This window comes from Methylobacterium sp. 22177 (genome assembly GCF_052045615.1).
Classification (GTDB): Bacteria; Pseudomonadota; Alphaproteobacteria; order Rhizobiales; family Beijerinckiaceae; genus Methylobacterium; species Methylobacterium radiotolerans.
Window position 1 is genome coordinate 50,568 of record NZ_JBQEPK010000015.1, and the last position, 26,297, is coordinate 76,864.

Genomic DNA, 26,297 nt, shown 5'->3' on the forward strand with positions numbered 1-26,297 from the left:
CGCCTCGCACAACGGTCCTCGAAGACCGAACGAGGGGAAACACCATGCTCGACGTCATCGCCCGCCTCCTGCTCTCGGCCGGGATCATGGTCGGTACGACCTACCTGCCCGCGCTCTCGCGGGCCGTCAGCGGGCAGCCGGCCGGCACCCGGGTCGCCACCGCCCCCGCGCCTGCCTGCCCGGCGAAGCCCGCGACGGCCGGGATCCGCGCCCTGGCCTGCCTGGGCTGACCGGCATGGAGACGCTGCCTCTGGTCCTGCTCGTGGGCGGGAATGTTCTGCTCGCCATCCTGATCCCGCTCCTCGTCTGATAGCGCCGCGATCGTGATCTGCGAGCCGCCCGGGAAGCCGGTCGATCAGCACCGGCCCCGAACCGCCGCTGCGGTCGGAAGTTGCCCGACGGTGAGGCCTCGATTAGCCGGACCCCGCGGCCGGCTCGGGCCGCGCCCCGTGTCACGATCCGCCGCCCATGCCCGAGTCTCCACGCCTCGCCCGGGACCGATCCCGCACCGCGGCCCTCGCTCTGGCGATGCTGATCGGCGCCGGCGATACCCGCCCGGGCTGGTCCCTCGACCTGCCGGACGGCCCGCGGCCCGCGCGGCCGTCCCGGCCGGTGGCGCCGGAGCTGGCCGCGGCCCTCGCGGCCTACAGGACCTACGTCGTGGCCCAGGCCGACGCCTTCGTGCGCGAGACCGCGCGCTTCGTCGCGGCGATCCAGGCCGGGCAACTCGCGGAGGCGCGCCGGCTCTACGCCCCGGCGCGCGCGCCCTACGAGCGCATCGAGCCGGTGGCGGCGCTGTTTCCCGAACTGATCAAGCGGCTCGACGTGCGCAGCGACGAGTTCGAGCTGCGCGAGCGCGATCCCGCCTTCGTCGGGTTCCATCGCCTGGAGATGGTCTTGTTCACCCTGAGCACGACGGAGGGGCTGGGCGAGATCGCGGAGCGGCTCGCCGCCGAGACCGTGACCCTGCGCGACCGCATCGCGGCGCTCGCTATCCCGCCCGCCAAGGCGGTCGGGGCGGCCTCGGCCCTGATCGAGGGTATCGCCGCCACCAAGATCAGCGGCGAGGAGGAGCGCTACAGCCGCACCGACCTGTGGGACTTCCAGGCCAACATCGAGGGCTCGAAGGTCGTGTTCACGCTCCTGCGCCCGCTCCTGGCGGACCGCGACTTCGTGGCCCGGGTCGAGCGCAGCTACAAGCGGGTCGAGGACCTGCTCGCCCGCTACCGCAGCCCGGACGGCGGTTTCCAGAGCTACGACAAACTGACGGCCCGGGATCGCAACGCCCTGAAGGGTCCCATCACCCTTCTGGCTGAAGATCTGTCGACGCTGCGTGGCCGGCTCGGTCTAGACTGATATCATTGCCGAGGTGTCACCCTGTGGCCTTCCTTATAGGCTACAGTGCGGTAGCACGACCAGATTTTGCCGAGCGACAATGCGGTTCCCTTCACCGGTCACCACCCGCCGCCGGTTCCTCGGCGGCTTCGGCGCCGCCGCGCTCCTCGGGCCCGCCCGGGCCGAGGACGCGACGCCGACCACCGCCACCGAGGGCACGCTCGTCGCCCAGCCCTTCTACGGGCCTCATCAGGCCGGGATCGTCACCCCGCAGCCGGCCGCCGCCCTCTACGTCGCCTTCGACGTGCTGGCCGAGCGGCGCGGCGAGCTGCCCCACCTGTTCCGGACGCTCACCGAGCGCCTCGCCTTCCTGACGCGGGGCGGCGCCGTGCCCGATCTCCACCTCCAACTGCCGCCGCGCGATTCCGGCATCCTCGGGCCGACGGTCCTGCCGGACAATCTCACCGCCACGGTCTCGGTCGGCGCGAGCCTGTTCGACTACCGGTTCGGCCTGGCCCGCGCCCGCCCGCGCCATCTCGGACCCATGGAACGCTTCCCCAACGACGCCCTCGACCCGGCCCAGTGCCACGGCGACCTGTTGATCCAGTTCTGCTCGAACACCGCCGAGACCAACATCCACGCCCTGCGCGACGTCATCAAGGCGACGCCCGGCCTCCTCACGCCGCGCTGGAAGATCGAGGGTTTCCTCCCGCCCCACGTGGTGAAGACCATGGGGGCCGACACCGTGCGGAACATGCTCGGCTTCAAGGACGGCACCGCCAACCTCGACGTGCGGGATCCCCGGCTGATGGACCGCTACGTCTGGGTCGGGGCGGGACAGGACGAGCCGGCCTGGACGGCGGGCGGAAGCTACCAGGTGGTGCGGATCATCCGCACCCTCGTCGAGCGCTGGGACCGCACGCCGCTCGGCGAGCAGGAGGCCATCATCGGCCGGCACAAGGGCAGCGGCGCGCCGCTCAGGCAGGGACACGAGCGCGACGCTCCCGACTACGCCGCCGACCCGGACGGCGAGGCCATCTCGCTCGCCGCCCACATCCGTCTGGCCAATCCGCGCCTGCCGGGCACCGAGGGCAGCCTGATCCTGCGCCGCAGCTACAACTATTCCCGCGGGCTGACCGCCGCCGGCCAGCTCGACATGGGCCTGCTGTTCGTCTGCTACCAAGCTGATCTCTCGGCCGGCTTCATCACGGTGCAGAACCGTCTGTCCGGCGAGGGCCTCGAAGAGTACATCCGCCCGACCGGCGGCGGCTACTTCTTCGCTCTTCCCGGCGTTCCGGGGCCCGAAGCCATTCTCGGGGAAGGCCTGCTGGCCGCGGTCTAGACATCGCCGTACCAGGTACCGGTTTCCGGATGCGACGGAGCGGCCGCCGGATGTCGGGTCCGATCCGTTGCGTCGGATCATTGCGCGACGGCCGGCTCCATCCATCCTGACCGGACGGACGGGACGGCGGGACGAGCCGGGCGATGCGCCCCGCCGTCGCGGGGAGCCGACATGCTGGTCGATACCGGGGCGTGCGAGGGGATCGCGCACCTCTGCCGCGACGGGCGCGCGGTCCCGTGAGGGCCTGTGGCATCGACCGGGATGGCCTGCCTCCCGAACCGTCCCAATCCGATCGGACCGCGCGCCCGTCAGTCGGCGAGGTGCCGCAGGGCGGCGGCGTTGCGCAGGATGACGGTCCGGCGGTTCGGAGGCAGCTCGATCAGCCCCGCCCGCTCGAGCTGGGTGACGGCGCGGGAGACGCTCTCGATCGTCAGGCCCAGATGGTCGGCCATGTCGTTGCGCGACATGGGCAGGCAGACCGCCCCGCCAGCGTCCGCCGTCCGCTCCGAAAGGGCGAGCAGGAAGCTCGCGATCCGTTCCCGAGCGGATTGGCGGCCGAGCAGCATCATGTGCTCCTGCGCCCGCTCCAGGTCGCGCATCATCGCGGCCACGACCTCGCGGGCGAGGTTGCCGTCGTCGCCCGTCAACGCCCGCGGCTCGCGGCGATGGACGACGAGCCGCGTCTCGGTGACGGCGTCGGCGCCGAACCGGTGTTCCTCACCGCATTCCAGACCGAAGATGTCGCCCGGCAGGTAGAAGGCGCCGATCTGCCGCCGACCGTCCGACAGCAGCTTGTAGGTGCGCACCACCCCGACGACGATCTTGTAGAAGGACATCGCCCGGTCGCCCTCGGTGTAGATCTCCTCGTTGGCCGCGAGGGTCCTGCGCGTCACGGTCCGCGCGTCGGACGCGAGCGACGCGGGGAGGGCTGCCGGCGCGCCGCGTCCGAAGACGGGGGCGAGGCCGGCGGCGGCGAGGGCGGTCTGCATGGGAGCCTCCGGGAGCGGAACGTGGCTCTTGGCTACGCCCTTCCCCGGCGCGGCGACATTCGGGGGCTTCTCTTAAGGGGTTTTACGGAGGCCGATCCGGTCGTCGGGGTGGAGGGCCAGGGCCTCATGGATCCCCTCCAGGAGCGAGCCGTCCTCGAAAGGCTTCTCGACCACGCGTCTGAAGCCGGCATCCGCCGCGAGGCGGCCCAGGTCGCCCGACAGGCGGCCGGTGATCAAAATCGCCGGCAGAGCGACGTTGCGCGCGCGCAGCCGGGCCACGAGTTCGAGCCCGTCCATGTCGGGCATCCGGTAATCGACCAGGAGACAACCGTCCGTCGGCAAGGCGACGTCGCGCAGAAGCTGCGCGGCGCCCGCGTACAGGCGGACCTGCAATCCTTCCAGCTCCAAGACGAATTTCAGGGAGTCGCGGACGGCCTCGTCGTCGTCGACGACGAGGACCGGCCCCGTGAGCTTCGGCATTGCGGTGCCCGATCCTTCGTTGGGCCGGCGTAGGCCCGCCTCGGGCCGGGCGCCTTGATCTGCCTCAAGCAGGTCCCCCGCGTGTCGCGTGGCGCGCGAACGCGGTTCCCGCTTCGCGCCCGACGCTGCCCCGACACGGTGCCCCGGAGGTCCGGAAGACCGGCCGGACACATGCCGGGTCGCCGCCGCGCTCAGTCGCCGTCCGCCTGTCCCGCGATCAGAGCCATGCGGACGAGCTCGGAGAGGCTGCCTGCCTGAAGTTTGGACATGACGTTCGCGCGGTAGATCTCCACCGTCCGCGGGCTGATGCCGAGGTCGAGGCCGATGACCTTGTTGGCCTTGCCGGCGACCAAGCCTTCCAGCACCTGCCGCTCGCGCTCGGTCAGCTCGGCCAGGCGCGCCCGCACCGCGTCGCGCTCGGACGCGCGCTTGCTGGTCCGGTCCGCCCGCGCCAGGGCCGAGCGGATGCTGGCGAGGAGCACCTCGTCGTCGAACGGCTTCTCGATGAAGTCGACCGCGCCGGCCTTCATGGCCTCGACCGCGAGGGCGACGTCCGCGTGGCCCGTCATGACGATGACCGGCGGCAGGCCGCCCCGTTGGCGTAGACGGTGCAGGAGCTCGACGCCGTCGATGCCGGGCATCCGCACGTCGGTGACGACGCACCCGACGCGCTCGGTCTCCGCGGCCAGGAAGGCGGTCGCGGAGTCGTGGACGCGGACGGCGAGCCCGTCGGTCGCCAGCAGGAAGGCCAGCGCCTGGCGCACCGCGAGATCGTCGTCCACGATGTGCACGGGCGCGTCACTCGACATGAGCCATCTCCTCGCGGTCGAGGGTGCGCAGGGTGAAGCGGAAGGTGGTCCCGCCGTCCGGGCCGGGGCCGGCCTGGATCTTGCCGCCGTGGGCCTCGACGATGGTCCGGCAGATGGACAGGCCGACGCCCATGCCGTTCGCCTTCGTGGTCACGAAGGGCTGGAAGAGCTGCTCGGCGATCTCTGGGGCGATGCCGGGTCCGGTATCCGACACGCGCACCTCGACCAGGCCCTCGGCGGGGAGCGCCCGCGTGGCGACGGTCAGGTCGCGCCGGGCGACATCCTGCATGGCCTCGATCGCGTTGCGGATCAGGTTGAGCAGGACCTGCTGCACCTGGATCCGGACCGCCATCACGAGGGGCGCGTCCGGGTCGAGGTCGAAGCGGACGCGCACGCCCTTCTCCTTGGCGCCGACGAGGGCGAGGGCGCTCGCTTCCTCGATCAGCTTGGGCAAGCCCTCGATGTGCCGCTCGCTCTCGCCGCGCGACACGAAATCCCGCAGGTGCCGGATCACCTGCCCGGCTCGCAGGGCCTGATCGGCAGCCTGGTTCACCGCGTCGGCGAGCAGGGGCACCTCGGGACCTTCCATGCGCCCGAGGAGGCGGCGGCAGCCTTTCAGGTAGCTCGCGATCGCCGTCAGCGGCTGGTTGATCTCGTGGGCCAGGGTCGATGCCATCTCGCCGAGGGCGGTGAAGCGCGACATGTGCACCAGCTCGGACTGCAGCTCCTGCAGGCGGGTCTCGGTCTGGTTCCGCTCGGTGAGGTCGCGGATGAAGCCGGTGAAGTAGCGCTCGCCGCCCGAGCGCATCTCGCCGACCGACAATTCCATCGGGAAGGTCGAGCCGTCCTTGCGCTGCCCGACCACGACTCGGCCGATGCCGATGATCCGGCGCTCACCCGTCACGAGGTAGCGGGACATGTAGGCGTCGTGCTGGCTGCGGTACGGTTCCGGCATCAGCAGGCTGACGTTCCGGCCGACCACCTCGTCCGAGCCGTAGCCGAACTGGCGCACGGCGGCCGCGCTGAACGATTTGATCTGCGCCTGCTCGTCGATGACGATCATCGCATCGGGCACCGTGTCGAGGATCGAGCGCAGGTGGGCCTCGCGCGCCCGCAACTCCTCGTCGGCCTGCTTCTGCTCGTGGATGCTGAAGACCACGCCGCGGTGCCGGCACGGCCGACCGTCGGCACCGACCTGCACGCGCCCGCGCGAGCGCAGCCAGTGAACGCGTCCGTCGGGATGCACGGTGCGGAAGTCGATCTCGTAGCTCCCGCCGTCCGTCAGCGCCCGCCCGATCGCCGCCGCCCTGGCGGCGCGATCGTCCGGATGCACGAAGGCCTGCGTCTCGGCAAAGGTGGTGAGACGCTCCGGCGGCACGCCGAACAGGCGGATGCAGGACGGGAGGATCGTGACGCGCCCGGTCGGGATGTCGAGGGCCCAGCCGCAGATGCCGGCTTCGTCGAGCGTCAGCCGCAGGCCGTCCGCGTCGAACGGGTCGCCGTTGCCCGCGGCGGGCACGTATGGGGGTTCAGGCGTCGTCATGTCGGCCGCGCAGGGGGACGGCACCGTCATCCGTCCAGGTCGTCGGCGCCCGTCTTACACCGCCGGTTGTATCGGAAAACAGCCGGCGCGCGGGGATGTCCTCGGTCCGGCGTCATCACCGCGCGCGGCGCTGCCGGCTAGGCCGCGCGGCTGTGCATCGCGGCAGAGGTGCCGAGATGCGCGTCGAAGGCGGCGGCAACGCTTCTCACGAAAGCCCTCGCGTCGTCGGGGATGTGGAGGGTGGCGCCTTCCCGGCGGACCAGCCCGTCGGCCAGGAGCTGCGGCAGGCGAGGCAGCGCGGCGAGGAGCGCGTCCGGATCGCGCCGATGCGCGCGGCACACGGCACCGACGTCGACTCGGAACTCGCACATGACCCGCTCGATCAGGTCGGCCCGGAGACGATCGTCCGGCGTGAGGGCGTAGCCCTTCAGCGTCGCGAGCGCCCCTCCGGCGACCCGGTCCGCGTAGCCGCGCAGGGCCGGGTCGTTCTGGACGTAGCCCTGCGGCAGCCGCCCGATCGCCGATGCCCCGAAGCCGATCAGCAGGTCGCTCGGATCCGTCGTGTAGCCCTGGAAATTCCGGCGGACCGCACGTCCCGCCCGCGCCAGCGCATCCCCCGGCAGCGCGAAGTGGTCGAGCCCGATCCGCGCGTAGCCGGCCTCACCGAGCAGGGCGGCGATGGCCTCGGCTTGGGCCTGCCGGACGCGGCCATCCGGCAACGTCGCGTCCTCGATGTGGCGCTGATGCTTCTTGAACGTCGGGACGTGGGCGTAGCCGAACACGGCCAGGCGATCGGGCCGCAACCGCAGGGATTGCCGGACCGTCTCGACGCAGGACGCCACCGACTGATGCGGGAGGCCGTAGATCAGATCGAGATTGATCCCGTCGACGCCAGCGGCCCGGAGACCCGCGACGGCCGCCGCGGTCTCCGCGAAGCTCTGGCGGCGCCGGATCGCGTCCTGGACCACCGGGTCGAAGCTCTGGACACCGAGGCTGGCCCGCGAGACGCCCGCGGCGCCGAGCGCCCGCGTCATCGCGGGGGTCAGGGTGCGCGGATCGATCTCGACGGCGATCTCGGCGTCCGGGTCGACGGGGAAATGGTCGCGGAGGAGCGCGACGAGCTCGCGGAAGCCGTCCGGCGTCACGATGGTGGGCGTACCGCCCCCGAAATGCACGTGGCGGACGCGCGGAGCCCGGTCGAGGTGGCGCGCGACGAGCACCGTCTCGGCCCGCAGGGTGGCGAGGTAGGCGGCGATGGGCGCGTCGTGCTGGGTGATGGTCGTGTGGCACCCGCAGTACCAGCACATCGACCGGCAGAAGGGGACGTGCAGGTAGAGCGACGCGGTCGCGTCCGCGGGTATCCCGCGCAGCCAGTCCCCGTAAGTTCCGGCATCGACCGCGTCGGTGAAATGGGGACTCGCCGGGTAGCTCGTGTAGCGAGGCAACCGCTCCGCGCCGTAGTGCGTCCGCAAGACCTCGCGCATGCGCGTTTCCTCATCGTCCGCGCCGGGACCCGCACGGGCCCGCGCTGTCGAAGCAGCCGTATCGTCTGGCTGCCTGCGCGACCTTGATCTGACGCAATCGCCCTGACGGCAGGACGTGCGGTGGCGCGCGCCTCCGGGTTGGCAGACTGAACCGCTCCGGATGCCGCGGCCGCGTGACGTCGGCCGTCGTGCAGGACGCGGGACTCCGCGCCTCGGCGATTTTCGCCAGCGCGGTCGCCATCGGGCGCCGGCCGGAGAGGGCGATCCGGTGAGGGCCTCTGGCTGTCCGCTTCAGCGGAGTCCTACCGAGGGACCACGGTTGCGCATCTGATTAGGGACATCAGGCCGATGGTCTGACGTTCTCCTGTCCTGTGCCGAACAAGGCCCGTCATCGCGTCGACAGGGCGTCCCGCTTCGGCGCGGTGACCTGCCGGAGCAGGCGTCCGAGCTGCTCGGCCGAGTACGGCTTGTGCAGGACGGAGAACCCGTGCGTGCCGTCCTGTGCGAGGACGTGGCTGTAGCCCGAGGCCAGGAGCACCGGCAGTCGCGGCATCCGGCGCCTGAGCTCCTGCGCGAGGGCCAACCCGCCCATCCCCGGCATCACCACGTCCGAGAACACGACGTCGAAATCCGCCCCCTCGGATCCGAGCCGGTCCAGAGCCTCCTCGGCATTCGCCGCCCAGCTGGTCTCGTAACCGAGATCCTCCAGGATCTGCGTGGCGAAGGTGCCGACCTCGACATTGTCCTCGACCACGAGAACGCGCTGTCCGGAACCGATGGGGGAGGCCGGCTCCGCGGCGGCGACGGCCACGTGCGGCAGGGTCTCGGCCGCGACTTCGGGCAGGTAGAGGGTGAAGGTCGTCCCTGCGCCGAGCACGCTCTCGACCGCGACATCGCCGCCCGATTGCTTCGCGAAGCCGAAAACCTGGCTCAGGCCCAGGCCCGTCCCCTTGCCGACCTCCTTGGTGGTGAAGAAGGGCTCGAAGATCCGGTCCAGCACCTCCGGGGCGATGCCGGAGCCGGTATCGGTCAGCGCGATCGCGGCGAAGGGCTGGGCGCTGGCCGCGTGGCCCCGGATCGCCGGCAGCGGGCAGGTGCAGGTCAACCGCAATGTGAGGGTGCCTTCGCCGTCCATCGCGTCGCGCGCGTTGACGGCGATGTTCACCAGCGCCGTCTCGAACTGGCTCAGGTCGGCGCGCACGGCGCAGGAGATTTCCGGGACCTCGGTGACGACGCGGATCCGCGCACCGGTCACCGTGTCGAGCAGCTCGGCCACGGCCCGCAACCGGTCACCGAGGTCGAAGACCTGCGGGGCCAGGGTCTGGCGGCGGGCGAAGGCGAGAAGCTGGCCGGTCAGCTTGGCGGCGCGATCGACCGTGTCGGACACCGCGTCGAGGTAGCGGGCCTTGCGCGCCTCGGGCAGTTCGGGCCGGCGCAGGAAGTCGACGGACGAGCGGATGATGGTGAGCAGGTTGTTGAAGTCGTGCGCGACGCCGCCCGTGAGCTGACCCACCGCCTCCATCTTCTGCGACTGGCGCAGCGCTTCCTCGGTCTTGAGCAGCTCCCCGGTGCGTTCCGCGACACGGCTCTCGAGCGTCTCGTTCAGCTCGCGCAGACCGTCTTCGGCGAGCTTGCGGTCGTGGATGTCGGTCGACGTCCCGAACCAGGCGGTGATGGTCCCGCCGGGATCGCGCAGCGGCTCGGCCCGGGCCATGTACCAGCGATACGCCCCGTCGTGCCGGCGGTAGCGGACCTCGATCTCGTAGGTGACGCCGCGCTCGCGCGCGTCCGACCAGACCGCCGCCGTCCGCGCGCGGTCGTCCGGATGAACCGCCTCGATCCAGCCATCGGGCAGCGACGCCCGCGTGTCGAGGCCGGTATACGCGCACCAGCGGTCGTTCAGGAAATGCAGCTGGCCGTCCGGCGAGGCGAACCAGACGAAGGCTGGCACGACGTCGGTCAGCGTGCGCAGCCGTGCCTCGGCCTCGCGGCGCTCGTCGATGTCGATCACCGACCCGAAGTAGCCGAGAAACGCGCCGTCGGCGTCGAAACGCGGCGAGGCGGCGTCGAGCGCCCAGCGGTAACGTCAGTCCCTGTTCCGGAGGCGGTATTCGAGGCGGAACGACGTCCGGTCCGCGTTCGCTGCCAGGAACGCCTGTTCGGACCGGATGCGGTCGTCGGGATGGATCGCGTCGAGCCAACCGAGCCCGAGTGCCTCGGCCTCGGCCTGCCCCGTGAACTCGTACCAGCGACGGTTCAGGTAGATGCACGCGCCGCTCTCGTCGGTGATCCAGGTCATCACCGGGGCGTCGTCCGCTATGGCGCGGAACCGCGCCTCGCTCTCCCTGAGCCGCGCGTCGGCCTCGTGCCGGAACGTGACGTTGCTCGCCATCCCGAACCACTCGGTCACGGTCCCGTGCCGATCGATCACCGGCACCGCGCGCGACAGCGTCCAGCCGACGCGGCCGTCGGCGCGCCGGACCCGGTGCTCGAGCTCGAACAGGCCCTTGCGGCGGACCGCGTCGTTGACCGCAGCCTTGACCGCCGGCCTGTCGGCCGGATCGACGTAGTGATCGAGCCAGCGCACGCTCGGCTCCGCCAGGTCGGACAGGAAGCCGCGGCCGTCGAGCTGGCGCATCTCCTGCCAGTCCGAACTCATGTGGTAGACCACGTCGGAGGTGGCGTGGACCAGGGCCCGGAGCCGCGCCTCGCTGACCCGCAGGCTCGCCTCGACCCCGACACGCTCGATATGCGCCCAGCAGCGCTCGGTGACTTCGCGGATGAGCGCGAGCTCGGCGTGCGACCAGCGGTGGGGGTGCGCGTGGTGGATGGCCATCAGGGCCGCGAGCCGGCCGTCCTTCACCAGCGGCATGCAGATGGTGGCCGCGATCCCGATCGCCCGGAAGGTTTCGGCCTCGTGCGGGGCGAGCTCGGCGACGTTGTCGTTCACGATGAGGGGCCGACCGGCATTCAGCTCCCGGACGGCCAGCGCGCCGAAATCGGCGAGGCTGTAATGCCCCAGGATCGAGGGCGATGTCGGGGCGTGCCAGTTGCCGCGGATGGTGAAGCCGTCGCCGTCCGGATCCATGTCGGCGTAGGCGCAGTTCGACAGGTTCAGGTGCGCGCCCACGCAACGCGTGGTGATCTCCAGGATCGCGCCGGCGTCGCGAGCATTCGCGGTTGCCTGACCCAGCTGGTCGAGGAAGCGGAAGCGGCTCTCGTTCTCGGCGATCCGGCGCGCGCTGAGGACGCGTTCGGTGATGTCGAGCGCCGTGGCGAGCGTGCCGATCGGCGTGCCCCGATCGTCCAAGACAGGGGTGTATTCCAGGTCCATCCAGGCCGTCTCGGCGCGCCCGTGCCGCCAGAGCTCGAGTTCGTGGGCGCGGAAGCTGAGCGGGCGACCGGACAGGCCGCTCGCGATCACGTGCGCGTTGAAGGCGCGGGCGTCCGGCCAGAGCTCCAAGAGGCGCCCGCCGAGGGCCACCGGATGGTGGGGGCCGCAGATCTCCGCGTAGCCCTGATTGTAGACCAGGATGCCGTCCCGGCCCCAGATCGCCACAGTCGGGACCGGCGAGAGCAGCAGGGTCTGGACGATGGTGCGGACGGGCGCGGGCCAGGTGCCGATGGCTCCGAGCGGTGTCGCCGCCCAGTCGTGGCTGCGGATCAGGTCGCCGAGCTCCCCGCCTCCGACCGGAGACCAGTTCTGCGGGACGGCCGCGCCGGTCATCGATGTGAATACGGAAACCAATGCATCGCGGTGCTTGTCGACGCGCGGGCGCGCGGCGTCAACGGGGCGGGCGCCTCGGGGCAGGCGGCGCCCTGATGGCGCGCCGCGCGAGTCCCGCCTTCGCACCCAGCGGGGCGACCGGTCGGCCTCGGGCGTCCCGACGTTCCCTCCCGGGGGCGAATCCGCTAGGCGTGGTCGCCGGTCCAGAACGCGCTTTCGCTTTCTCATGACGCTCGCGCGCTCGCACCGAGAAGAGGTTTCGTTTTCGTCGCGCGGAGGTCTGCAGGTATGCTCTCGGAGCGTCAGAACGCGATTATGGACATCGCGCGGACCGAAGGGCGCGTCTCGGTCGACGCCCTGTCCGGTCGGTTCGCGGTCAGCGTGCAGACCATCCGGAAGGATCTCAACGACCTGTGCGACGCGCGTCTGCTTTCGCGCATCCACGGCGGGGCCGTGCTCGGCGCGGGGGCCGAGAACCTCGACTACGAGGCCCGCAACGCGCTGGCGGCGCCCGAGAAGGCGGCGATCGCGCGCGCGGCCGCCGACCTGATCCCGGACCGCTCCTCGCTGTTCATCAATATCGGTACCACCACCGAGGCCGTTGCCCGGGCGCTCCTCGGCCATTCCGGGCTCATGGTGATCACCAACAACCTCAACGTCGCGCTCGCCCTGCGGCCGAGCCCCGAGATCGAGTGCATCGTGGCGGGCGGCCTGATCCGTCGCTCGGACGGCGGGATCGTGGGGGAGGCGGCGGTGGACTTCATCCGCCAGTTCAAGGTCGATTTCGCGGTGATCGGGGCCTCGGCGATCGACGAGGACGGGGCGCTCCTCGATTTCGATTATCGCGAGGTCCGGGTCGCCCAGGCGATCATCGCCAACGCCCGCCACGTCGTGCTGGTCGCGGATTCCACCAAGTTCGAGCGGAGCGCCCCGGTCCGGCTCGCCCAGCTCGGCCAGATCGGAACCTTCGTGACCGATCGCTGCCCCAGCGAGACGCTGCGCGACCTCTGTCGCGCGTCCGGCGTCCGCCTCGTCGAAACCGGTCGTTGAGCGTATCGCTTTCGATTGACTTTCCTTTGGTTTCGTATTCAATTCCTCTGCTTTCGCAGTCGCGCGCCGGACGCCGCGACACGAAAGGGGGAGGATCATGCGCACGTTCGATGTTGCCGTCATCGGCGGGGGGATCAACGGCTGCGGGATCGCGCGGGACGCGGCCGGCCGCGGATACTCGGTCTCGCTGACCGAGCAGAACGACCTCGGCAGCGGCACCTCGTCATGGTCGACCAAACTGATCCACGGCGGCCTGCGCTACCTGGAGCACTACGAGTTTCGCCTCGTGCGCGAGGCGCTGGCCGAGCGCGAGGTGCTCTGGGGCATCGCGCCCCACATCGTGCGCCCGCTGCGCTTCGTCCTGCCGCTGCATACCGGCCTGCGTCCGGCCTGGCTGCTGCGGATCGGGCTGTTCCTCTACGACCATCTCGGCGGCCGCAAGCGCCTGCCCGGCACGCGCCCCGTGGACCTCTCCGGCCCGATCGGCGCCCCGCTTAAATCCGAGTTCCGGCGCGGCTTCGAGTATTCGGACGCGCGCGTCGACGACACGCGGCTCGTGGTGCTCAACGCGCGCGATGCCGAGGCGCGGGGCGCCGAGATCGCGGTCGGAACCCGCGTCGTCTCGGTCCGCCGCGAGGGCGATCTGTGGCGCATCGTCCGGCGCGAGCTGCAGACCGGCCGCGAGGACGAGATCGCCGCGCGCTTCCTCGTGAACGCGGCCGGACCCTGGGTCGACCGGGTGATTCAGGGGCCGCTCGGCCGGAGCGAGGCGAAGCACGTGCGCCTCGTGCAGGGCTCGCACATCGTGACGCGCAAGCTCTACGACCACGACCGGGCCTTCATCTTCCAGAACGCGGACGGGCGCATCATCTTCGCGATCCCCTACGCGAACGACACGACCCTGGTCGGCACGACGGACCGTGATTTCTCCGGCGATCCCGCCGACGCGGCGATCACCGAGGAGGAGACCGCGTATCTGCTGAGCGCCGCCAGCGAGTACTTCGCGACGCCGCTGCGCCGCGACGACATCGTCTGGTCCTTCTCGGGCGTGCGCCCCCTCTACGACGATCACGCCTCCGCGGCGCAGGAGGCGACGCGCGACTACGTGCTGAAGACGGACGGCGCGGCCGGCGAGGCGGCGGTGCTCAACATCTTCGGCGGAAAGATCACGACCTACCGCAAGCTGGCCGAGGATGCCCTGAAGGAGATCGGTCAGCGCCTCGGCGCGCGCGGCCGCCCTTGGACCGGAAGCGCCGCGCTGCCGGGCGGCGATTTCCCGGTGGACGGGGTGGCCGAGCTCGAGGCGCGCCTCGCCCGCGCCGCGCCCCAGCTCGCGGCCGCCACGGTCCAGCGCCTGGTGGCCGCCTACGGGACGGACGCGCTGCGCATCGCCGCGAATCTCGGGCCCGACCTCGGGCACGGCCTCCACGAAGGCGAGCTGCGCTGGATGATGGACCGGGAATGGGCCCGCACCGCCGAGGACGTGCTCTGGCGTCGGTCCAAGCTCGGCCTCGCCTTCTCGGCCGACGAGGTCGCGGCGCTGCGGGCGAAGATCGCGACCATGACCGGCCGGCACGCCGGCGCGATGGCCGCCGGCTGAGCCGGCCGCCCCGCGCGGGCGGCAGGGGAACCGCACGACGGCGACCCGGCCGAGCCGGAGACGCGCCGCACCACAAGGAGGAAACGATGCCGCGACCGGACAATGCCGTCCACCATCGCCAAAGGTCGAGACCGGACGCGCGGATCGCGCGTCGGCACGCCGCGGGATCCGCTTCGGCGCGACGCTGAGCGCGGCCCGTCACCACCCCGTCCAATCCGAGATGCGCCCGGGATGAGCCTGGGTCCGTCCGCGATCTCACGAAGGCGCGCCATGATCGGCTTCCTCGCTCCCGCGGCCCATCGGCCACCCATTCAGACGGATCGCGTCGATCCGACCTACCGCAAGCTGCGTTGGCAGATCTTCGCGGGAATCTTCCTGGGCTATGCGGGCTATTACCTGCTGCGCAAGAACTTCTCGCTGGCCATGCCCTACTTGGTCGAGCAGGGCTACAGCCGCGGTGAGCTCGGCACCGCGCTCTCCGCGGTGGCGATCGCGTACGGCCTGTCCAAGTTCCTGATGGGCATGGTCTCGGATCGCTCCAACCCGCGCTACTTCCTGCCGATCGGCCTCGTGCTCTCGGCGCTGGTGATGTTCCTGTTCGGCTTCGTGCCCTGGGCGACGTCCAGCGTCGGCATCATGTTCGTGCTGCTCTTCCTCAACGGCTGGTTCCAGGGCATGGGCTGGCCGCCGAGCGGTCGCACGATGGTGCACTGGTGGTCGCAGAAGGAGCGCGGCGGCGTCGTCTCGGTCTGGAACGTGGCGCACAACGTCGGCGGTGGCCTGATCGGGCCGCTGTTCCTGCTCGGCCTGGCCTGGTTCAACGACTGGCACGCGGCCTTCTACGTGCCCGCCGCCGTGGCGCTCGGCGTCGCGGTCTTCGCCTTCCTGACCATGCGGGACACGCCGCAATCCTGCGGGCTGCCGTCCGTGGAGACCTGGAAGAACGATTACCCGGAGGGCTACGACGCCAACCACGAGCGCGAGTTCTCCACGCGCGAGATCTTCGTCGAGCACGTCCTGAAGAACCGGATGCTCTGGTACATCGCCTTCGCCAACGTGTTCGTCTACCTGCTCCGCTACGGTGTACTGGACTGGGCGCCGACCTACCTGAAGGAGGCCAAGCACTTCTCGGTGGACAAGACCTCCTGGGCCTACTTCCTCTACGAGTGGGCCGGCATCCCCGGCACCCTGCTCTGCGGCTGGCTGTCCGACAAACTGTTCCGCGGCAATCGCGGCGCGACGGGCGTGGTGTTCATGTTCGGCGTCATGGCGGCGACGCTGGTCTACTGGCTCAACCCCGAGGGCAACCCGGGCGTCGATCTCGCGGCCCTGATCTGCATCGGCTTCCTGATCTACGGGCCGGTGATGCTGATCGGTCTCCAGGCCCTCGAGCTCGTGCCCAAGAAGGCGGCCGGGACGGCGGCGGGCTTCACGGGCCTGTTCGGGTATCTGGGGGGCTCCGTCGCGGCGAGCGCGCTGGTCGGCTACACGACCGACCATTACGGCTGGAACGGCTGCTTCATCCTCCTGCTGGCGGCCTGCGTCCTCGCGATCGTCTGCCTGGCCCTGACCCTGCGGCACACCGGCACCGCGGCCCCGCAATTCGCCTGACCGCCGGTCCTGTCGGCGCGGCAGGGAGGCTGAAGCCCCCCTGCCGATCCCGTGCCGGCGGATCAGGCCGGAGCGCCCAGAGCGGCCGACTGGCCCGCGCGGCGGTCGATCAGGCGCGTGGTGACGGGGCCGCAGGCCCCCCTGATCGCCGTCCACAGGCCGCGCGGTTGCCGTCGGCTTCGGTGAGCCACGTCGTGACGGGGGGCGTGAAGCCGCCGGGCAGGGCGGTCGCCAGCGGGTCGGCGAGGACGAAGCCGGCCGTGCGCACCCTCGCCGGGACCACCTCGGTCGCCGCCACCACCATCGCGCCGTTGCCGCTGCCGTACAGGAAGGACAGCCGGGGAGCGCGATCAGCACGTTGCCGACGCTCGCGTTGGCCACGGGCCAGCCCAGCACCGGTTAGGCGGTGCGCAGGGTGGGCGCCGAGATGACGAGCAGGATCGGCTTGCGCCCGATCCGGCCGGACAGCGCCCCCATGACCGGCAGCCAGAACAGGTTCGACAGGGCGGTGCAGAACGGCAGCAGCAGGCTGTCGGTCTCGGACAGCTCGGATCGGCGGAGCGGTCGCGCTCGCATCTGCTGCCGAGCGGGCGGGGCCGGTGGCGCGCGTCGATCTGCGCGTGCCCCGGGCGCCGCAACGCCGGCCGAGCCCTGGGCTGCACCCGCGCGGCGCGCGCCCGTCACATCGCCCCGAGCGCCCGCGGGAGCCACAGGGAGAGGGCCGGCCAGTAGGTCACCAGGACCAGGAAGGCCAGCATCGTCAGGAGCCAGGGCAGCACCGCCACCGTCAGCTCGGAGATGCCCATATGGGCGATGCCGCTGGCCACGTAGAGGTTGAGCCCGACCGGCGGGTGGCACAGGCCGACCTCCATGTTGACCGCCATGATGATCCCGAAATGGATCGGATCGATCCCGAGCTTGACGGCGATCGGGAACAGGATCGGCGCCATGATCAGCAGGATCGAGGACGGCTCCATCACGTTGCCGGCGATCAGCAGGATGATGTTGACGACGAGCAGGAAGACCAGCGGGCTGAAGTTCATGGCGATCAGCCACGCCGCCATCGTCTGCGGGATGTTCTCGGAGGTCATCAGGAACGAGAACAGCACCGCGTTGGTGATGATGTAGAGCAGCATCGCGCTCATGTTGGCGGAGGCGAGGAGCACCCGAGGCACGTCCGACAGCTTCAGGTCGCGGTAGACGAACACCGCGATGACGAAGGCGTAGACGGCGGCGGTCGCCGCCGCCTCGGTCGGCGTGAAGATGCCCGCGTAGATGCCGCCGATCACCATCACCACGAGGAACAGGCCCCAGGCGCTCTCGCGGAAGGCGCGCAGGCGCTCGGCCCAGGAGGCCCTGGGCATGCGCGGATAGCCCCGGCGCTTGGCGATGACGAAGGTGACGGTCGCCAGCATCGCCGACAGGACGATGCCGGGCATCACCCCGGCCAGGAACAGGTTGCCGATCGAGGAATTCGTCGACACCCCGTAGAGCACGAGGATGATCGAGGGCGGCACGAGGATGCCGAGCGCCCCCGACGTGGTGATCACCCCGGCGCCGAAGCGCCGCGGGTAGCCCTCGGCCACCATGGCCGGCAGGATGATCGAGCCGATCGCCACGACCGTCGCCACGCTCGATCCCGACACGGCGGCGAACAGCGCGCAGGCGACCACGCCCGCGAGGCCGAGGCCGCCCGGCCAGTGCCCGACGAGCGAGGTCGTGAAGGCGATCATCCGCCGCGCCACGCCGCCATGGGCCAGGAAGTTGCCGGCGAGGATGAAGAACGGGATCGCCATGATCGAGAAGTTCTCGATCCCGGTGAACAGCTTGAGCGCGACGCTCTCGATCGGCACCTGCGTCAGCGTGAACAGGAAGGTCAGCACCGTCAGGCCGAGCGCGATCGAGATCGGCATGCCGGTGAGCATGAGGGCGATGAGCAGCCCGAAGATGATCAGGCCGCTCATGCGGGGCCTCCCTCGCGGCCGAGCTGGACCGGGTCGACGCCCTCGACGGTCGGGACGCCGTCGACATGGGCGTGGTCGCGGGCGGGCAGGTGCCCGGTCGTCCAGTAGCCCCACGCGACCTGGAGGAAGCGGAAGCACATCAGGTAGGAGCCGAGGGGGATCGCGAGGTAGACGATCCAGACCGGGATCTCCATGTCGGGCGTCGTCTGGTCGGTGTGGCCGATGCGCCAGACGAAGTTCGTGCCGAGCGTGCCGACGATCCCGGTGAACAGGGCGCCCGCCGCGAGGCTGACCAGGACCATGATCCGGCGCGCGCCCGGCGGCAGCCGGTTGACCAGCACGTCGACGCCGACATGGATGCCGGTGCGCACGCCGTAGGCCGCGCCGAACTTCGCGACCCAGATGAACATGTAGATGCACAGTTCCTGCGACCAGCCGAAGTCGATCCGGTCGGTGTAGTCCTGGAGCGCGGGGATGCCGGAGAGGAACCGGTGCACCACCGTGGCGAAGGTGATGACGGTCGCGGCCGCCATCAGCGTTCCGATCAGCACCTCTTCGAGCCGATCGAGAAGTTTCAGCAACATGGTCGGTCCGGGCGGCGCGGCGGCAGGATCAGTTGTTCGGCGCCGCCTCGGCTTCCTTGTTGAGCGCCGCGACGAGATCCTTGCCGACGCGGGAGGCCATCTCGCGCTGGACCGGTGCGAGCGCTTTGCGCCACGCGGCGTTCTCGGCCTCGGTCGGGGTGTAGACCTCGGTCTTGCCGGTGGCGCGGATGTCGGCGAGCGCCTTCTCGTTCTGCTTGTCGGCGATCTCGTGCTCGTAGGCGGTCGCGTCCTTCATGGCGCCCTCGAGCGTCGTGCGAATGTCGGCGGGCAGGCCGTCCCAGAAGCCCTTGTTCACGATCACCGCGTAGCCGATGTAGCCGTGATAGGTCAGCGTGGCGTGCTTCTGCACCTCGTTGATCTTCTGGGTCGTGACGTTCGACGGCGGGTTCTCCTGGCCGTCGACCACACCGGTCTGCAGCGCCTGGTAGAGCTCGGAGAAGGCCAGGACCTGCGGTAGCGCGCCGAGCTGCTTGAACTGCGCCTCCAGCACCTTCGAGGACTGGATGCGGAACTTCAGGCCCTTCACGTCCTCGGGGGCGTGCATGGGCTTGTTGGCGGTGAGGATCTTGAAGCCGTTGTCCCAGTAGCCGAGGCCCTTGATCCCCTTGGATTCGAGCTTCTTGAACAGGCCCTGGCCGATCGGCCCGTCCTGGACGCGGCGGAGCACCTGCTCGTTGGGGAAGATGTAGGGCAGGTCGAAAGCCTCGAATTCCTTCACGCCGAGGGGGCCGAACTTGCTCGTGGACGGCGCCAGCATCTGCACGGCGCCGAGCTGGAGCATCTCCACCTCTTCCTTGTCCTTGTAGAGCGTGCTGTTCGGATAGATCTCGACCTTGACCGCGCCCTTGGTGCGCTCCTCGGCGAGCTGCTTGAACCGCTCGGCGCCCTGGCCCTTGGGCGTGTCTGTGGTGACGACGTGGCTGAACTTGATGACGATCGGACTCTGCGCCGCGGCCGGCGCCGCGAGGGCGAGCGCACACACGAGCGCACCGAGAATCCGAGCCGTCATCGCGTCCTCCCAGACTGATTCCGCATCGTTGCGCGGATTGAATTTTGGATAGACTTGCAGGTAGTCGCGGTGGCGACAAGCACCAAAGCGTGATGCCCGGGGGGAGATGTTGTTCGCGCCGGTGGTTCAGCCCCTGTCGCGCTGGCCGATAAAGGCCTGCACCGCCTCCCGATGCTCGGGGGTCGCGGTGACGACGGCGTAGTGCGAGGAGATAAGGTCGAGGTTGGTGCGCAGGTCGTTGCGCATGCCCTGATAGACCGCGCGCTTGATCAGGCTCAGGGTCATCGGCGGCGCCTGGGCGATCTTCCGCGCCAGCGCCGCGACGGCCGGCATCAGGTCGGGGTCGGCGTGGACGCCGTTGACGAGGCCGATCCGCAGGGCCTCGTCGGCATCGACGAAATCGCCGGTGAAGAACAGCTCCAGCGCCTTCGCGGTCCCGACGAGGCGGGGCAGGAAATGGGCGCCGCCCGCGCCCGGGACGAGGCCGACCCGCACGTAGGTCTCGGCGAAGCGCGCGCTCCGCGCGGCGAAGCGCAGATCGCACATCAGGGCGAGGTCGAGGCCCGCGCCGGTGGCCACGCCGTTCAGGGCGGCGATCACCGGCTTGTCGAGATCCTCCAGCGTCAGCGGGATGCGCTGGATCCGCCCGTGGAGCTCCTCCTTGCGCCGGGCCGGCGGCTGGTCGAGGCGCTCGCCCATCTCGACGATGTCGCCGCCGCTGCAGAAGGCCGAGCCCGCGCCGGTCACGACCACGACGCGGATCGCCGCGTCGGTGCGGCAGCGCTGCAGGGCCGCCGTCCAGGCCTCGATCATCGGGAAGGTGAAGGCGTTCTTCCGCTCGGGCCGGTTCAGCGTGATGGTCGCCACCCCCTCGGCGACGGAGAACAGCAGGTCCTCGCCCGCGTCTCGGGTCCCAGTCTCGGCACTCATCGGGCGGCCTCCAGGGGCGCGGGGTGGGTTTCGCCCGGCGCGTCGATCAGGGCCGCGATCTCGGCCGGGTCGAGCCCGGCCTCGGCCAGGACCTCGGCGGTGTGCTCGCCGTGCCGCGGGGCGTGGCGGCGGATCGCGAACCGGCTGCCGCTGAACGAGACCGGCCGGCGCATGGTCCGGTAGGCCCCCTCGCTCGGGTGCTCGGCGGTGCCGAAGAAGCCCACCGCCCTCAGATGTTCGTCCTCCGGCAGGTCCTCCAGCCCGAGGACCGGCATGCACGGGATGCTCACCGAGTCGCAGAACGCGACCCACTCGCCGGTGGTCCTGCGCGGCGCCTCCTCCTCCACCAGCGCGTAGAGGATCTCGATGTTCTCCACCCGCACGGCGAGCGGCGCGAAGCGCGGATCGTCGACGAATTCGAGCCGGCCGGTATGGATGAAGAAGTCGCGCCAGTTCCGGTCCGAGTAGGGCAGGATGCAGGCGTAGCCGTCCCGGGTGCGGTAGGGCTTGCGCTTCGGGCTCAGCACCCGGTTGAAGCCCGGCGGCCCCAGCGGCGGCTCGAAGGCGTAGCCGACCATGTGCTCGACGAAGTTGAACTCCACCATGGTCTCGAACATCGGCACCTCGACCGCCTGCCCGCCACCGCCGGCCCGGCGCTCGTAGAGGGCGGCGAGGATCGCGCAGGCGATGGCTTGGCCGGCGATCTTGTCGCACAGCACGGTGGGCAGGTAGCCGGGCCGGCCGGTGGCGGCCGTCTGGAGCGCCGCGAGGCCCGAGCCCGCCTGAATCAGGTCGTCGTAGGCCGCCTTGTGGGCGTAGGGGCCGTCGGCCCCGAACCCGTAGGCGCCGCAGAAGACGATGTCGGGCTTGAGCGCGCGCACGCGCTCGTAGCCGTAGCCCAGGCGCAGGATCGCGTCCGGCCGCATCGAGTGGACGAAGACGTCTGCCGTGGCGATCAGCCGGTCCAGGGCGGCCCGCGCCGCGGCCCGCTTCAGGTCGAGGCGCACGCTGCGCTTGTTGCGGTTGAGGTGCAGGAAGTTGCCGCCCATCCCGGCGCTCCGGGCGGGCCGATAGTGCCGGAAGGAATCGCCCTCCGGCGTCTCGATCTTGATCACGTCGGCGCCGAGATCGGCGAGGATATGCGTCGCCGAGGGGCCCATGATCACGCTGGTCAGATCGACGACCCGCACGTCCGCGAGCGGCCCGGCCTTGTTCGTCTCGGCAGAGTGAGTCTCGGCGGAGTGATCCGGCACGCAAAGGTCTCCCATCTCAGCCGGCACCGCCCCGGAGCCGGACCAGCATCGGCCAGAGGGCCGCGCCGCCGCACGCGCAGACCGCGCGCCCGATCCGCTCCTGCCAGAGGGCGTCGGATCCGAACTCGTCGCGCCAGGACCACAGCCGCCGCGTCGCGCGGTGGAGCGGGTGCTCCTGAGTGAAGCCCATGGCCCCGTGGATCTGATGGCCGATCGCCGCGACGTGGCCCGCCGCCTCGCCGCAGCGCGCCTTCGCGATGGCGGTGGCGAGGACGAAACGCGGGTCGCCCCAGCAGGCGGCCGCGAGGTCGGCGGCCGCACTCGCCGCCGCGACGTGGCCCGCGGCCTCGGCCAGCATGTGCTGGATCGCCTGGAACTTGGCGAGCGGCCGGCCGAATTGCTGCCGCTCCTGCGCATGATCGAGGGCGGAGCCGAGACAGCTCTCCAGGGCACCCACCATCTGCTGCGCCCGGACCCAGGCACCGACCGCCTCGACGGCCAGCACACCCGCTCCGGTGGCCCAGCCCGGCGCGGCCCGGACTTCGTCGGTGGAGACGGTGCGGCCGGTCAGGTCGAGCGTGTCGCGCGGCTCGCCGGCGAGGTTGTGGTGCGTGTCGCGGATCGTGCCGGGCGCGGCGATCCGCACGAGGTGCGGCTCGCCCGCCGCGTCGACGGCGTCGAGGAGCAGGGACGCGACCGAACCGCCCCAGGGCACCTGCGCGACCCGGCCGTCCAAGACGAAGCCGTCCGTGTGGGGTGCGATCCGCACGGGGCCGCCCGGGACAAGCGACAGGGCGTCCGCGTTCGCGTCCCCGCCCGCCGCGCCCCAGAGCGCCGCGCCGCCGACGGTCTCCGGCAGCGGCAGGGGCAGGGCGGCCCCGCCGCAGCGCCGGATCAGCCGGGCGGCGGTCGTCGCGGCGAGGCCGATCCCGCCCTCCGTCTCGGGCACCAGCGCCAGCGGCAGGCCGTTCTCGGCGCACGCCGTCCAGAGATCCGCCGGCCAAGCTGTCGCGTCCGCGGCCCCGTCGCACGCCGCCAGCAGCGCCGGCGTGAGGTGCTGGGCGAGCAACCGCTCGACCTGATCGAGGACGATCCCGTCGACATCGTCGCCGGCCTCCGCCGCGTGGTCCATCCGGCTCATCGCAGCCCCAGCCCCCGGGCGATGACGCCGCGCAGGACCTCGCGGGTCCCGCCGCGCAGGGTGAAGGACGGCGCCCGCAGGGTCACGCCGCCGAGCGCCTCGCGGAAGGCGTCGCCCTGCGCCGTCAGGCTCGGCTCGACCGGCACGAGCCGCCGGGCGATCTCCGGCACCGCGCGCTCGAAGCCGTTGCCGACGTCCTTGACCAGGGCCGCCTCGACGCCCGGCACGATGCCCTGGTCGAGGAGGCGGGCCACCGAGGCCGACATGCCCAGCAGCGCGGTGAGCTGCGCCACCATCCGCCCGGTCTCGACCGCCTGGAAACGGTCCGGTTCCGGCCCGATCCGGTCGACGAGTTCGACGAGCAGGCGGTAATCCGACAGGAACCGGTCGGGTCCCGAGCGCTCGAAGGCGAGCTCCTCCGTGACGAGGTTCCAGCCATCGCCCTCCGCACCGACCCGCATCGCGTTGGGAACGCGGTAGTCGGTGAAGAACACCTCGTTGAACTCGTGATGGCCCGACAGGTCGAGGATCGGGCGCACCGTCACCCCGGGGGCGGCCATGTCGACGATGAACTGGGTCAGCCCGCCGTGCCGGTCCGGCCCGGGATCGCCCGTCCGAACGAGGGCCAGCAGATAGTCGACCTGATGGGCGTTCGTCGTCCAGATCTTGGAGCCGTTGATGACCCAATCGTCGCCGTCGCGCACCGCGCGGGTCCGCACGGCGGCGAGGTCCGAGCCGGAATTCGGCTCGCTCATGCCGATGCCGAAGGCGCACTCGCCCCGGCAGATGCGCGGCAGGATCGCCCGCTTGGCCGCCTCGGTGCCGTGCCGCAGGATCTGCGGGCCCGACTGGCGGTCGGCGATCCAGTGCGCGCCGCAGGGTGCGCCCGCCGCCAGCATCTCCTCGGTGATGACGAAGCGGACGAGGCCGGAGCGGCCGTGGCCGCCATAGGCCTCCGGCAAGGTCAGCCCGATGAGGCCCGCCGCCCCCGCGCGCCGGCTGAAGGCGGCGTCGAAGGTCGTCCACGAGGTCCGGTGCGGCACGAAATGCCCGGCCGCCCGTTCCGCGTCGAGGAAGGCGCGGACGGACGCGCGCGCGGCCTCGACCTCGGGCGGGAGCGGCTCGGCGCTGAAGCGGAAGCTGTGCATCCGGGTTCCGTGAGCGATGGGATGTGTGGGCGGCGCCGGATCCGCGTCGCTCAGCTCCCGTCGCGGCCCTGGAGGCCGGGGAAGAAGATCTCCTGCCAGTCGCCCGGCACCTTCCGCAGGAAGCCCTGCGTCGCCATCGCCTTGGCCAGGTTCACCATCCCCTTCGGCGCCACGTCGTAGACGATGGAGCCGTCGGTCAGGATCGTCTCGACCTGCGCGCGGTCGATCTGCACCTGCTCGGAGGCGAGGTAGATCGTCGCCGCGCGCTTGGGGTCGCTCCGGATCAGCGCCACCGCGTCCTCCATCCCGGCGCGGATCGCCTGCGCGACCTTCGGGTTCGCGTCGACGAAGCCCTGCTTGGCGTTCAGGGTGGCGGCGGTGATGTCGCCGCTGCCGATCAGGCCGGTCGAGGTCATGATCGCGCGGATCTTGGGGTCCGCCTGCAGGACCTGCGTGAACGGCGGCGTCGCGAAGTAGCCGGCGATGCCCTGTCCGGCGCGCATCGCCGCGGTGGCGTCCGGATGGGGCAGGCTCACCATCAGCGCGTCGGCCTTGGCCGCGGCGCCGAGCTGCTGGGCCGCCGCGACCCGCAGCAGGATCGCCTGGGGCGAGTTGAAGGCCGGGACCGCGATCTTGTCGCCGAAGGTGAAGTCCTTCAGCGCGGCGACGCCGGGCTTGCCTGTGAACAGCGTGTAGACGACCGAGCTCAGGGCGGTGAGGCTCTTGATCTGCTGGCTCCCGCGCGTCTTGTCCCAGGCGATCAGGGCGCCAGCCGAGCCGAGGGTGCCGAGCTCGACGCTGTCGGAGAGCAGCGCGTCGTTCATCGCCGTCGAGCCGCTGAAGCGGGTCAGCGTCACGGTCAGCCCTTCGAGCCCGGCTTCCTTGGCGCGCTTGTCGAACAGCCCCTCGCTCTGCGCGATCATCACCGGCAGGTAGACGAGGCCGTATTGCAGGCCGATGCGGACGGAGGCCGTCTCGGCCCGCGCCGCCCCGGCGAGGGCCGGAAGCGTCAGCGCGGCGACGAGGAGGCGCGCGGCGACGGCCGCGTGGCGGATCGACATCGGCATTCCTCCCGGACAGGGCCGCGCTTGCCGCGCGGTCTCCCGGTGCCGGTCGGTCAGACCGACGCGACACCGCGGACGAATAGGGCAGAGCGCGGACCCGGCTTCAACCGCCATCGCCCATCTGCTGAAGAATATCACATCCGTGATGGTGGCCACCGATCGTGCCGGCGCTATACTGCCGATCGACGACGATCCGGGGTCGCGTCGCAGCAACGGGGACGCGCCGGCGATGCGCCGCGATCACCACGGCTTCGGGCAGGGACGCGCAGGGCCGTCTTGCGCCATGCGGCTTCCGGGGACCCCGTTCCGCGGGTCCCGGCATGGGTGAGCGCATCGGCGAGCGGGGCGCCGCGTGCACGGACCTGACGGTCGGGGCCGATCCCGCCGGCTCGGATCTGGCCCTGGTGAAGTCCGCCGGACGGGTGCTCCAGATCCTGGAGATGTTCGACGAGATCCAGCGCGAGGCCCGTGTCTCCGAGATCGCCGAGCGGCTGAAGGTCCCGCAATCGTCGACGTCGGTGCTCCTGAAGAGCCTCGTCCGGCTCGGGTACCTCGACTACGACCCGGCGAGCCGCAGCTTCCTGCCGTCGCCTCGTGTGGCGCTCCTCGGCGCGTGGCTCGACAAGGGGCCGGTGCGCGACGGCAGCCTCGTGCGCATGCTCGAGCACCTGTCGGAGCGCACGGGCGGCACGGTGATCCTCGCCGCGCGCAACGCGATCTTCTCGCAATACGTCCACGTCCTGCAGGCGCGCACCGCCATGCGCTTCCACGTCCCGCCCGGGACGCGCCGCCTCGTCGTCTGGTCGGCGACCGGCACCGCGCTCCTTGCCGACAGCCCGGAGGCCGAGATCGGTCCGCTGGTCCGCCGCACGAACGCCGAGGCGCCGGCCGGGCAGCAGCCGATCGCGCTCGCGGCCGTCCTGGCCAATCTGGCCCGACTGCGGCGGGACGGGCATTTCTTCTCCCGCGGCCTCGTCACGCCGGGCGCCGGCTCGATCGCGGTCCCGCTGCCCAAGCGCATCGACAGCAGGGGCCGCCCGCTGGCGGTCGCGGTGTCCGGCCTGATCGATGAATTCGAGCGTCGGGAAGCGGAATTCGCCGCGGCGATCCACGACGCGGTCGCGCGGTTCCTGCCCGAGGATCCCTTGAGGTCCTGAGTCCCAATTGTTGTCGCAATCGCCGCGACCTCCGAAGCGCGCGCACGGCTGCAGGT

General features: G+C 71.0%; 23 protein-coding genes. 7 read left to right on the forward strand and 16 right to left on the reverse strand.

Annotation, left to right across the window (positions count from 1 at the left end):
- Positions 1–44 precede the first annotated feature (44 nt).
- The 3 genes from ACTJK8_RS15590 (at position 45) to efeB (ending at position 2,677) form a co-directional block, all read left to right on the forward strand.
- Positions 45–230: a hypothetical protein gene (locus tag ACTJK8_RS15590; protein WP_024829403.1), complete on the forward strand. Its 186-nt coding sequence runs from the start codon at positions 45–47 to the stop codon at positions 228–230.
- A gap of 238 nt (positions 231–468) precedes the next feature.
- Positions 469–1,356, forward strand: coding sequence for an iron uptake system protein EfeO (efeO, locus tag ACTJK8_RS15595; protein ID WP_182179125.1), 888 nt, complete (start codon positions 469–471; stop codon positions 1,354–1,356).
- Between the two features lie 79 nt (positions 1,357–1,435).
- Entirely contained in the window at positions 1,436–2,677 is a 1,242-nt protein-coding gene (gene efeB / locus ACTJK8_RS15600; RefSeq protein ID WP_440762143.1) for an iron uptake transporter deferrochelatase/peroxidase subunit, read from the forward strand.
- Positions 2,678–2,985: 308 nt separating this feature from the next.
- On the opposite strand, the gene ACTJK8_RS15605 is transcribed toward efeB, so the two are convergent.
- The 7 genes from ACTJK8_RS15605 to ACTJK8_RS15635 all read right to left on the reverse strand — a co-directional run bounded on the left by ACTJK8_RS15605 (position 2,986) and on the right by ACTJK8_RS15635 (position 11,709).
- Entirely contained in the window at positions 2,986–3,666 is a 681-nt protein-coding gene (locus ACTJK8_RS15605; protein ID WP_440762144.1) for a helix-turn-helix domain-containing protein, read from the reverse strand.
- A 72-nt stretch (positions 3,667–3,738) separates the two neighbouring features.
- Positions 3,739–4,146 (reverse strand): response regulator transcription factor, encoded by a 408-nt coding sequence (locus ACTJK8_RS15610; RefSeq protein ID WP_024829406.1) that lies wholly within the window; start codon positions 4,144–4,146, stop codon positions 3,739–3,741.
- A 191-nt stretch (positions 4,147–4,337) separates the two neighbouring features.
- Positions 4,338–4,955, reverse strand: a complete 618-nt coding sequence (gene fixJ, locus ACTJK8_RS15615; RefSeq protein ID WP_012320218.1) for a response regulator FixJ — start codon at positions 4,953–4,955, stop codon at positions 4,338–4,340.
- Positions 4,945–6,498 (reverse strand): PAS domain S-box protein, encoded by a 1,554-nt coding sequence (locus ACTJK8_RS15620; RefSeq protein ID WP_024829407.1) that lies wholly within the window; start codon positions 6,496–6,498, stop codon positions 4,945–4,947. Before ACTJK8_RS15620 ends, fixJ begins: the two co-directional genes overlap by 11 nt.
- A gap of 137 nt (positions 6,499–6,635) precedes the next feature.
- Positions 6,636–7,982, reverse strand: a complete 1,347-nt coding sequence (gene hemN, locus ACTJK8_RS15625) for an oxygen-independent coproporphyrinogen III oxidase (RefSeq protein ID WP_440762145.1) — start codon at positions 7,980–7,982, stop codon at positions 6,636–6,638.
- Between the two features lie 388 nt (positions 7,983–8,370).
- Positions 8,371–9,993: an ATP-binding protein gene (locus ACTJK8_RS15630; RefSeq protein ID WP_440762146.1), complete on the reverse strand. Its 1,623-nt coding sequence runs from the start codon at positions 9,991–9,993 to the stop codon at positions 8,371–8,373.
- A gap of 75 nt (positions 9,994–10,068) precedes the next feature.
- Positions 10,069–11,709, reverse strand: coding sequence for a PAS domain S-box protein (locus tag ACTJK8_RS15635; protein ID WP_440762147.1), 1,641 nt, complete (start codon positions 11,707–11,709; stop codon positions 10,069–10,071).
- A 288-nt stretch (positions 11,710–11,997) separates the two neighbouring features.
- On the opposite strand from ACTJK8_RS15635, the gene ACTJK8_RS15640 reads away from it, so the two are divergent.
- The 3 genes from ACTJK8_RS15640 to glpT all read left to right on the forward strand — a co-directional run bounded on the left by ACTJK8_RS15640 (position 11,998) and on the right by glpT (position 15,970).
- Positions 11,998–12,759: a DeoR/GlpR family DNA-binding transcription regulator gene (locus ACTJK8_RS15640; protein WP_012320213.1), complete on the forward strand. Its 762-nt coding sequence runs from the start codon at positions 11,998–12,000 to the stop codon at positions 12,757–12,759.
- 97 nt (positions 12,760–12,856) lie between these two features.
- Positions 12,857–14,359, forward strand: a complete 1,503-nt coding sequence (gene glpD / locus ACTJK8_RS15645) for a glycerol-3-phosphate dehydrogenase (RefSeq protein ID WP_440762148.1) — start codon at positions 12,857–12,859, stop codon at positions 14,357–14,359.
- 270 nt (positions 14,360–14,629) lie between these two features.
- Positions 14,630–15,970, forward strand: coding sequence for a glycerol-3-phosphate transporter (gene glpT, locus ACTJK8_RS15650; RefSeq protein WP_012320211.1), 1,341 nt, complete (start codon positions 14,630–14,632; stop codon positions 15,968–15,970).
- Between the two features lie 399 nt (positions 15,971–16,369).
- On the opposite strand, the gene ACTJK8_RS15655 is transcribed toward glpT, so the two are convergent.
- The 9 genes from ACTJK8_RS15655 to ACTJK8_RS15695 all read right to left on the reverse strand — a co-directional run bounded on the left by ACTJK8_RS15655 (position 16,370) and on the right by ACTJK8_RS15695 (position 25,081).
- Positions 16,370–16,546 carry a hypothetical protein gene (locus tag ACTJK8_RS15655; protein ID WP_312892750.1) on the reverse strand — a complete coding sequence of 59 codons (177 nt, stop codon included), beginning with the start codon at positions 16,544–16,546 and terminating at the stop codon, positions 16,370–16,372.
- 104 nt (positions 16,547–16,650) lie between these two features.
- The gene (locus ACTJK8_RS15660) at positions 16,651–17,934 is read right to left on the reverse strand and encodes a TRAP transporter large permease (protein ID WP_012320210.1); all 1,284 of its coding nucleotides are present in this window, start codon (positions 17,932–17,934) and stop codon (positions 16,651–16,653) included.
- Entirely contained in the window at positions 17,931–18,518 is a 588-nt protein-coding gene (locus ACTJK8_RS15665) for a TRAP transporter small permease (RefSeq protein ID WP_058606598.1), read from the reverse strand. The genes ACTJK8_RS15660 and ACTJK8_RS15665 overlap by 4 nt, the downstream gene beginning before the upstream one ends.
- Before the next feature lie 28 nt (positions 18,519–18,546).
- A complete protein-coding gene (locus ACTJK8_RS15670; RefSeq protein ID WP_076729097.1) occupies positions 18,547–19,548 on the reverse strand; it encodes a TRAP transporter substrate-binding protein in 1,002 nt (333 codons plus the stop codon).
- 126 nt (positions 19,549–19,674) lie between these two features.
- Positions 19,675–20,478, reverse strand: a complete 804-nt coding sequence (locus ACTJK8_RS15675; RefSeq protein WP_440762149.1) for an enoyl-CoA hydratase/isomerase family protein — start codon at positions 20,476–20,478, stop codon at positions 19,675–19,677.
- A complete protein-coding gene (locus ACTJK8_RS15680) occupies positions 20,475–21,731 on the reverse strand; it encodes a CaiB/BaiF CoA transferase family protein (RefSeq protein WP_440762150.1) in 1,257 nt (418 codons plus the stop codon). Before ACTJK8_RS15680 ends, ACTJK8_RS15675 begins: the two co-directional genes overlap by 4 nt.
- A 16-nt stretch (positions 21,732–21,747) precedes the next feature.
- The gene (locus ACTJK8_RS15685; RefSeq protein WP_024829416.1) at positions 21,748–22,863 is read right to left on the reverse strand and encodes an acyl-CoA dehydrogenase family protein; all 1,116 of its coding nucleotides are present in this window, start codon (positions 22,861–22,863) and stop codon (positions 21,748–21,750) included.
- Between the two features lie 5 nt (positions 22,864–22,868).
- Positions 22,869–24,020, reverse strand: a complete 1,152-nt coding sequence (locus ACTJK8_RS15690; RefSeq protein WP_053621021.1) for an acyl-CoA dehydrogenase family protein — start codon at positions 24,018–24,020, stop codon at positions 22,869–22,871.
- 50 nt (positions 24,021–24,070) lie between these two features.
- Positions 24,071–25,081: an ABC transporter substrate-binding protein gene (locus tag ACTJK8_RS15695; RefSeq protein ID WP_024829417.1), complete on the reverse strand. Its 1,011-nt coding sequence runs from the start codon at positions 25,079–25,081 to the stop codon at positions 24,071–24,073.
- 323 nt (positions 25,082–25,404) lie between these two features.
- On the opposite strand from ACTJK8_RS15695, the gene ACTJK8_RS15700 reads away from it, so the two are divergent.
- The gene (locus tag ACTJK8_RS15700; RefSeq protein WP_440762151.1) at positions 25,405–26,241 is read left to right on the forward strand and encodes an IclR family transcriptional regulator; all 837 of its coding nucleotides are present in this window, start codon (positions 25,405–25,407) and stop codon (positions 26,239–26,241) included.
- Positions 26,242–26,297 lie beyond the last annotated feature (56 nt).

What these genes read in the sequence shown, in the direction of transcription:
- ACTJK8_RS15590 (WP_024829403.1), top strand. Translation starts at nt 45, where the DNA reads ATGCTCGACGTCATCGCCCGCCTCCTGCTCTCGGCCGGGATCATGGTC.
- efeO (WP_182179125.1), top strand. Translation starts at nt 469, where the DNA reads ATGCCCGAGTCTCCACGCCTCGCCCGGGACCGATCCCGCACCGCGGCC.
- efeB (WP_440762143.1), top strand. Translation starts at nt 1,436, where the DNA reads ATGCGGTTCCCTTCACCGGTCACCACCCGCCGCCGGTTCCTCGGCGGC.
- ACTJK8_RS15605 (WP_440762144.1), bottom strand. Translation starts at nt 3,666, where the DNA reads ATGCAGACCGCCCTCGCCGCCGCCGGCCTCGCCCCCGTCTTCGGACGC.
- ACTJK8_RS15610 (WP_024829406.1), bottom strand. Translation starts at nt 4,146, where the DNA reads ATGCCGAAGCTCACGGGGCCGGTCCTCGTCGTCGACGACGACGAGGCC.
- fixJ (WP_012320218.1), bottom strand. Translation starts at nt 4,955, where the DNA reads ATGTCGAGTGACGCGCCCGTGCACATCGTGGACGACGATCTCGCGGTG.
- ACTJK8_RS15620 (WP_024829407.1), bottom strand. Translation starts at nt 6,498, where the DNA reads ATGACGACGCCTGAACCCCCATACGTGCCCGCCGCGGGCAACGGCGAC.
- hemN (WP_440762145.1), bottom strand. Translation starts at nt 7,982, where the DNA reads ATGCGCGAGGTCTTGCGGACGCACTACGGCGCGGAGCGGTTGCCTCGC.
- ACTJK8_RS15635 (WP_440762147.1), bottom strand. Translation starts at nt 11,709, where the DNA reads ATGACCGGCGCGGCCGTCCCGCAGAACTGGTCTCCGGTCGGAGGCGGG.
- ACTJK8_RS15640 (WP_012320213.1), top strand. Translation starts at nt 11,998, where the DNA reads ATGCTCTCGGAGCGTCAGAACGCGATTATGGACATCGCGCGGACCGAA.
- glpD (WP_440762148.1), top strand. Translation starts at nt 12,857, where the DNA reads ATGCGCACGTTCGATGTTGCCGTCATCGGCGGGGGGATCAACGGCTGC.
- glpT (WP_012320211.1), top strand. Translation starts at nt 14,630, where the DNA reads ATGATCGGCTTCCTCGCTCCCGCGGCCCATCGGCCACCCATTCAGACG.
- ACTJK8_RS15655 (WP_312892750.1), bottom strand. Translation starts at nt 16,546, where the DNA reads ATGCGAGCGCGACCGCTCCGCCGATCCGAGCTGTCCGAGACCGACAGC.
- ACTJK8_RS15660 (WP_012320210.1), bottom strand. Translation starts at nt 17,934, where the DNA reads ATGAGCGGCCTGATCATCTTCGGGCTGCTCATCGCCCTCATGCTCACC.
- ACTJK8_RS15665 (WP_058606598.1), bottom strand. Translation starts at nt 18,518, where the DNA reads ATGTTGCTGAAACTTCTCGATCGGCTCGAAGAGGTGCTGATCGGAACG.
- ACTJK8_RS15670 (WP_076729097.1), bottom strand. Translation starts at nt 19,548, where the DNA reads ATGACGGCTCGGATTCTCGGTGCGCTCGTGTGTGCGCTCGCCCTCGCG.
- ACTJK8_RS15675 (WP_440762149.1), bottom strand. Translation starts at nt 20,478, where the DNA reads ATGAGTGCCGAGACTGGGACCCGAGACGCGGGCGAGGACCTGCTGTTC.
- ACTJK8_RS15685 (WP_024829416.1), bottom strand. Translation starts at nt 22,863, where the DNA reads ATGGACCACGCGGCGGAGGCCGGCGACGATGTCGACGGGATCGTCCTC.
- ACTJK8_RS15690 (WP_053621021.1), bottom strand. Translation starts at nt 24,020, where the DNA reads ATGCACAGCTTCCGCTTCAGCGCCGAGCCGCTCCCGCCCGAGGTCGAG.
- ACTJK8_RS15695 (WP_024829417.1), bottom strand. Translation starts at nt 25,081, where the DNA reads ATGTCGATCCGCCACGCGGCCGTCGCCGCGCGCCTCCTCGTCGCCGCG.
- ACTJK8_RS15700 (WP_440762151.1), top strand. Translation starts at nt 25,405, where the DNA reads ATGGGTGAGCGCATCGGCGAGCGGGGCGCCGCGTGCACGGACCTGACG.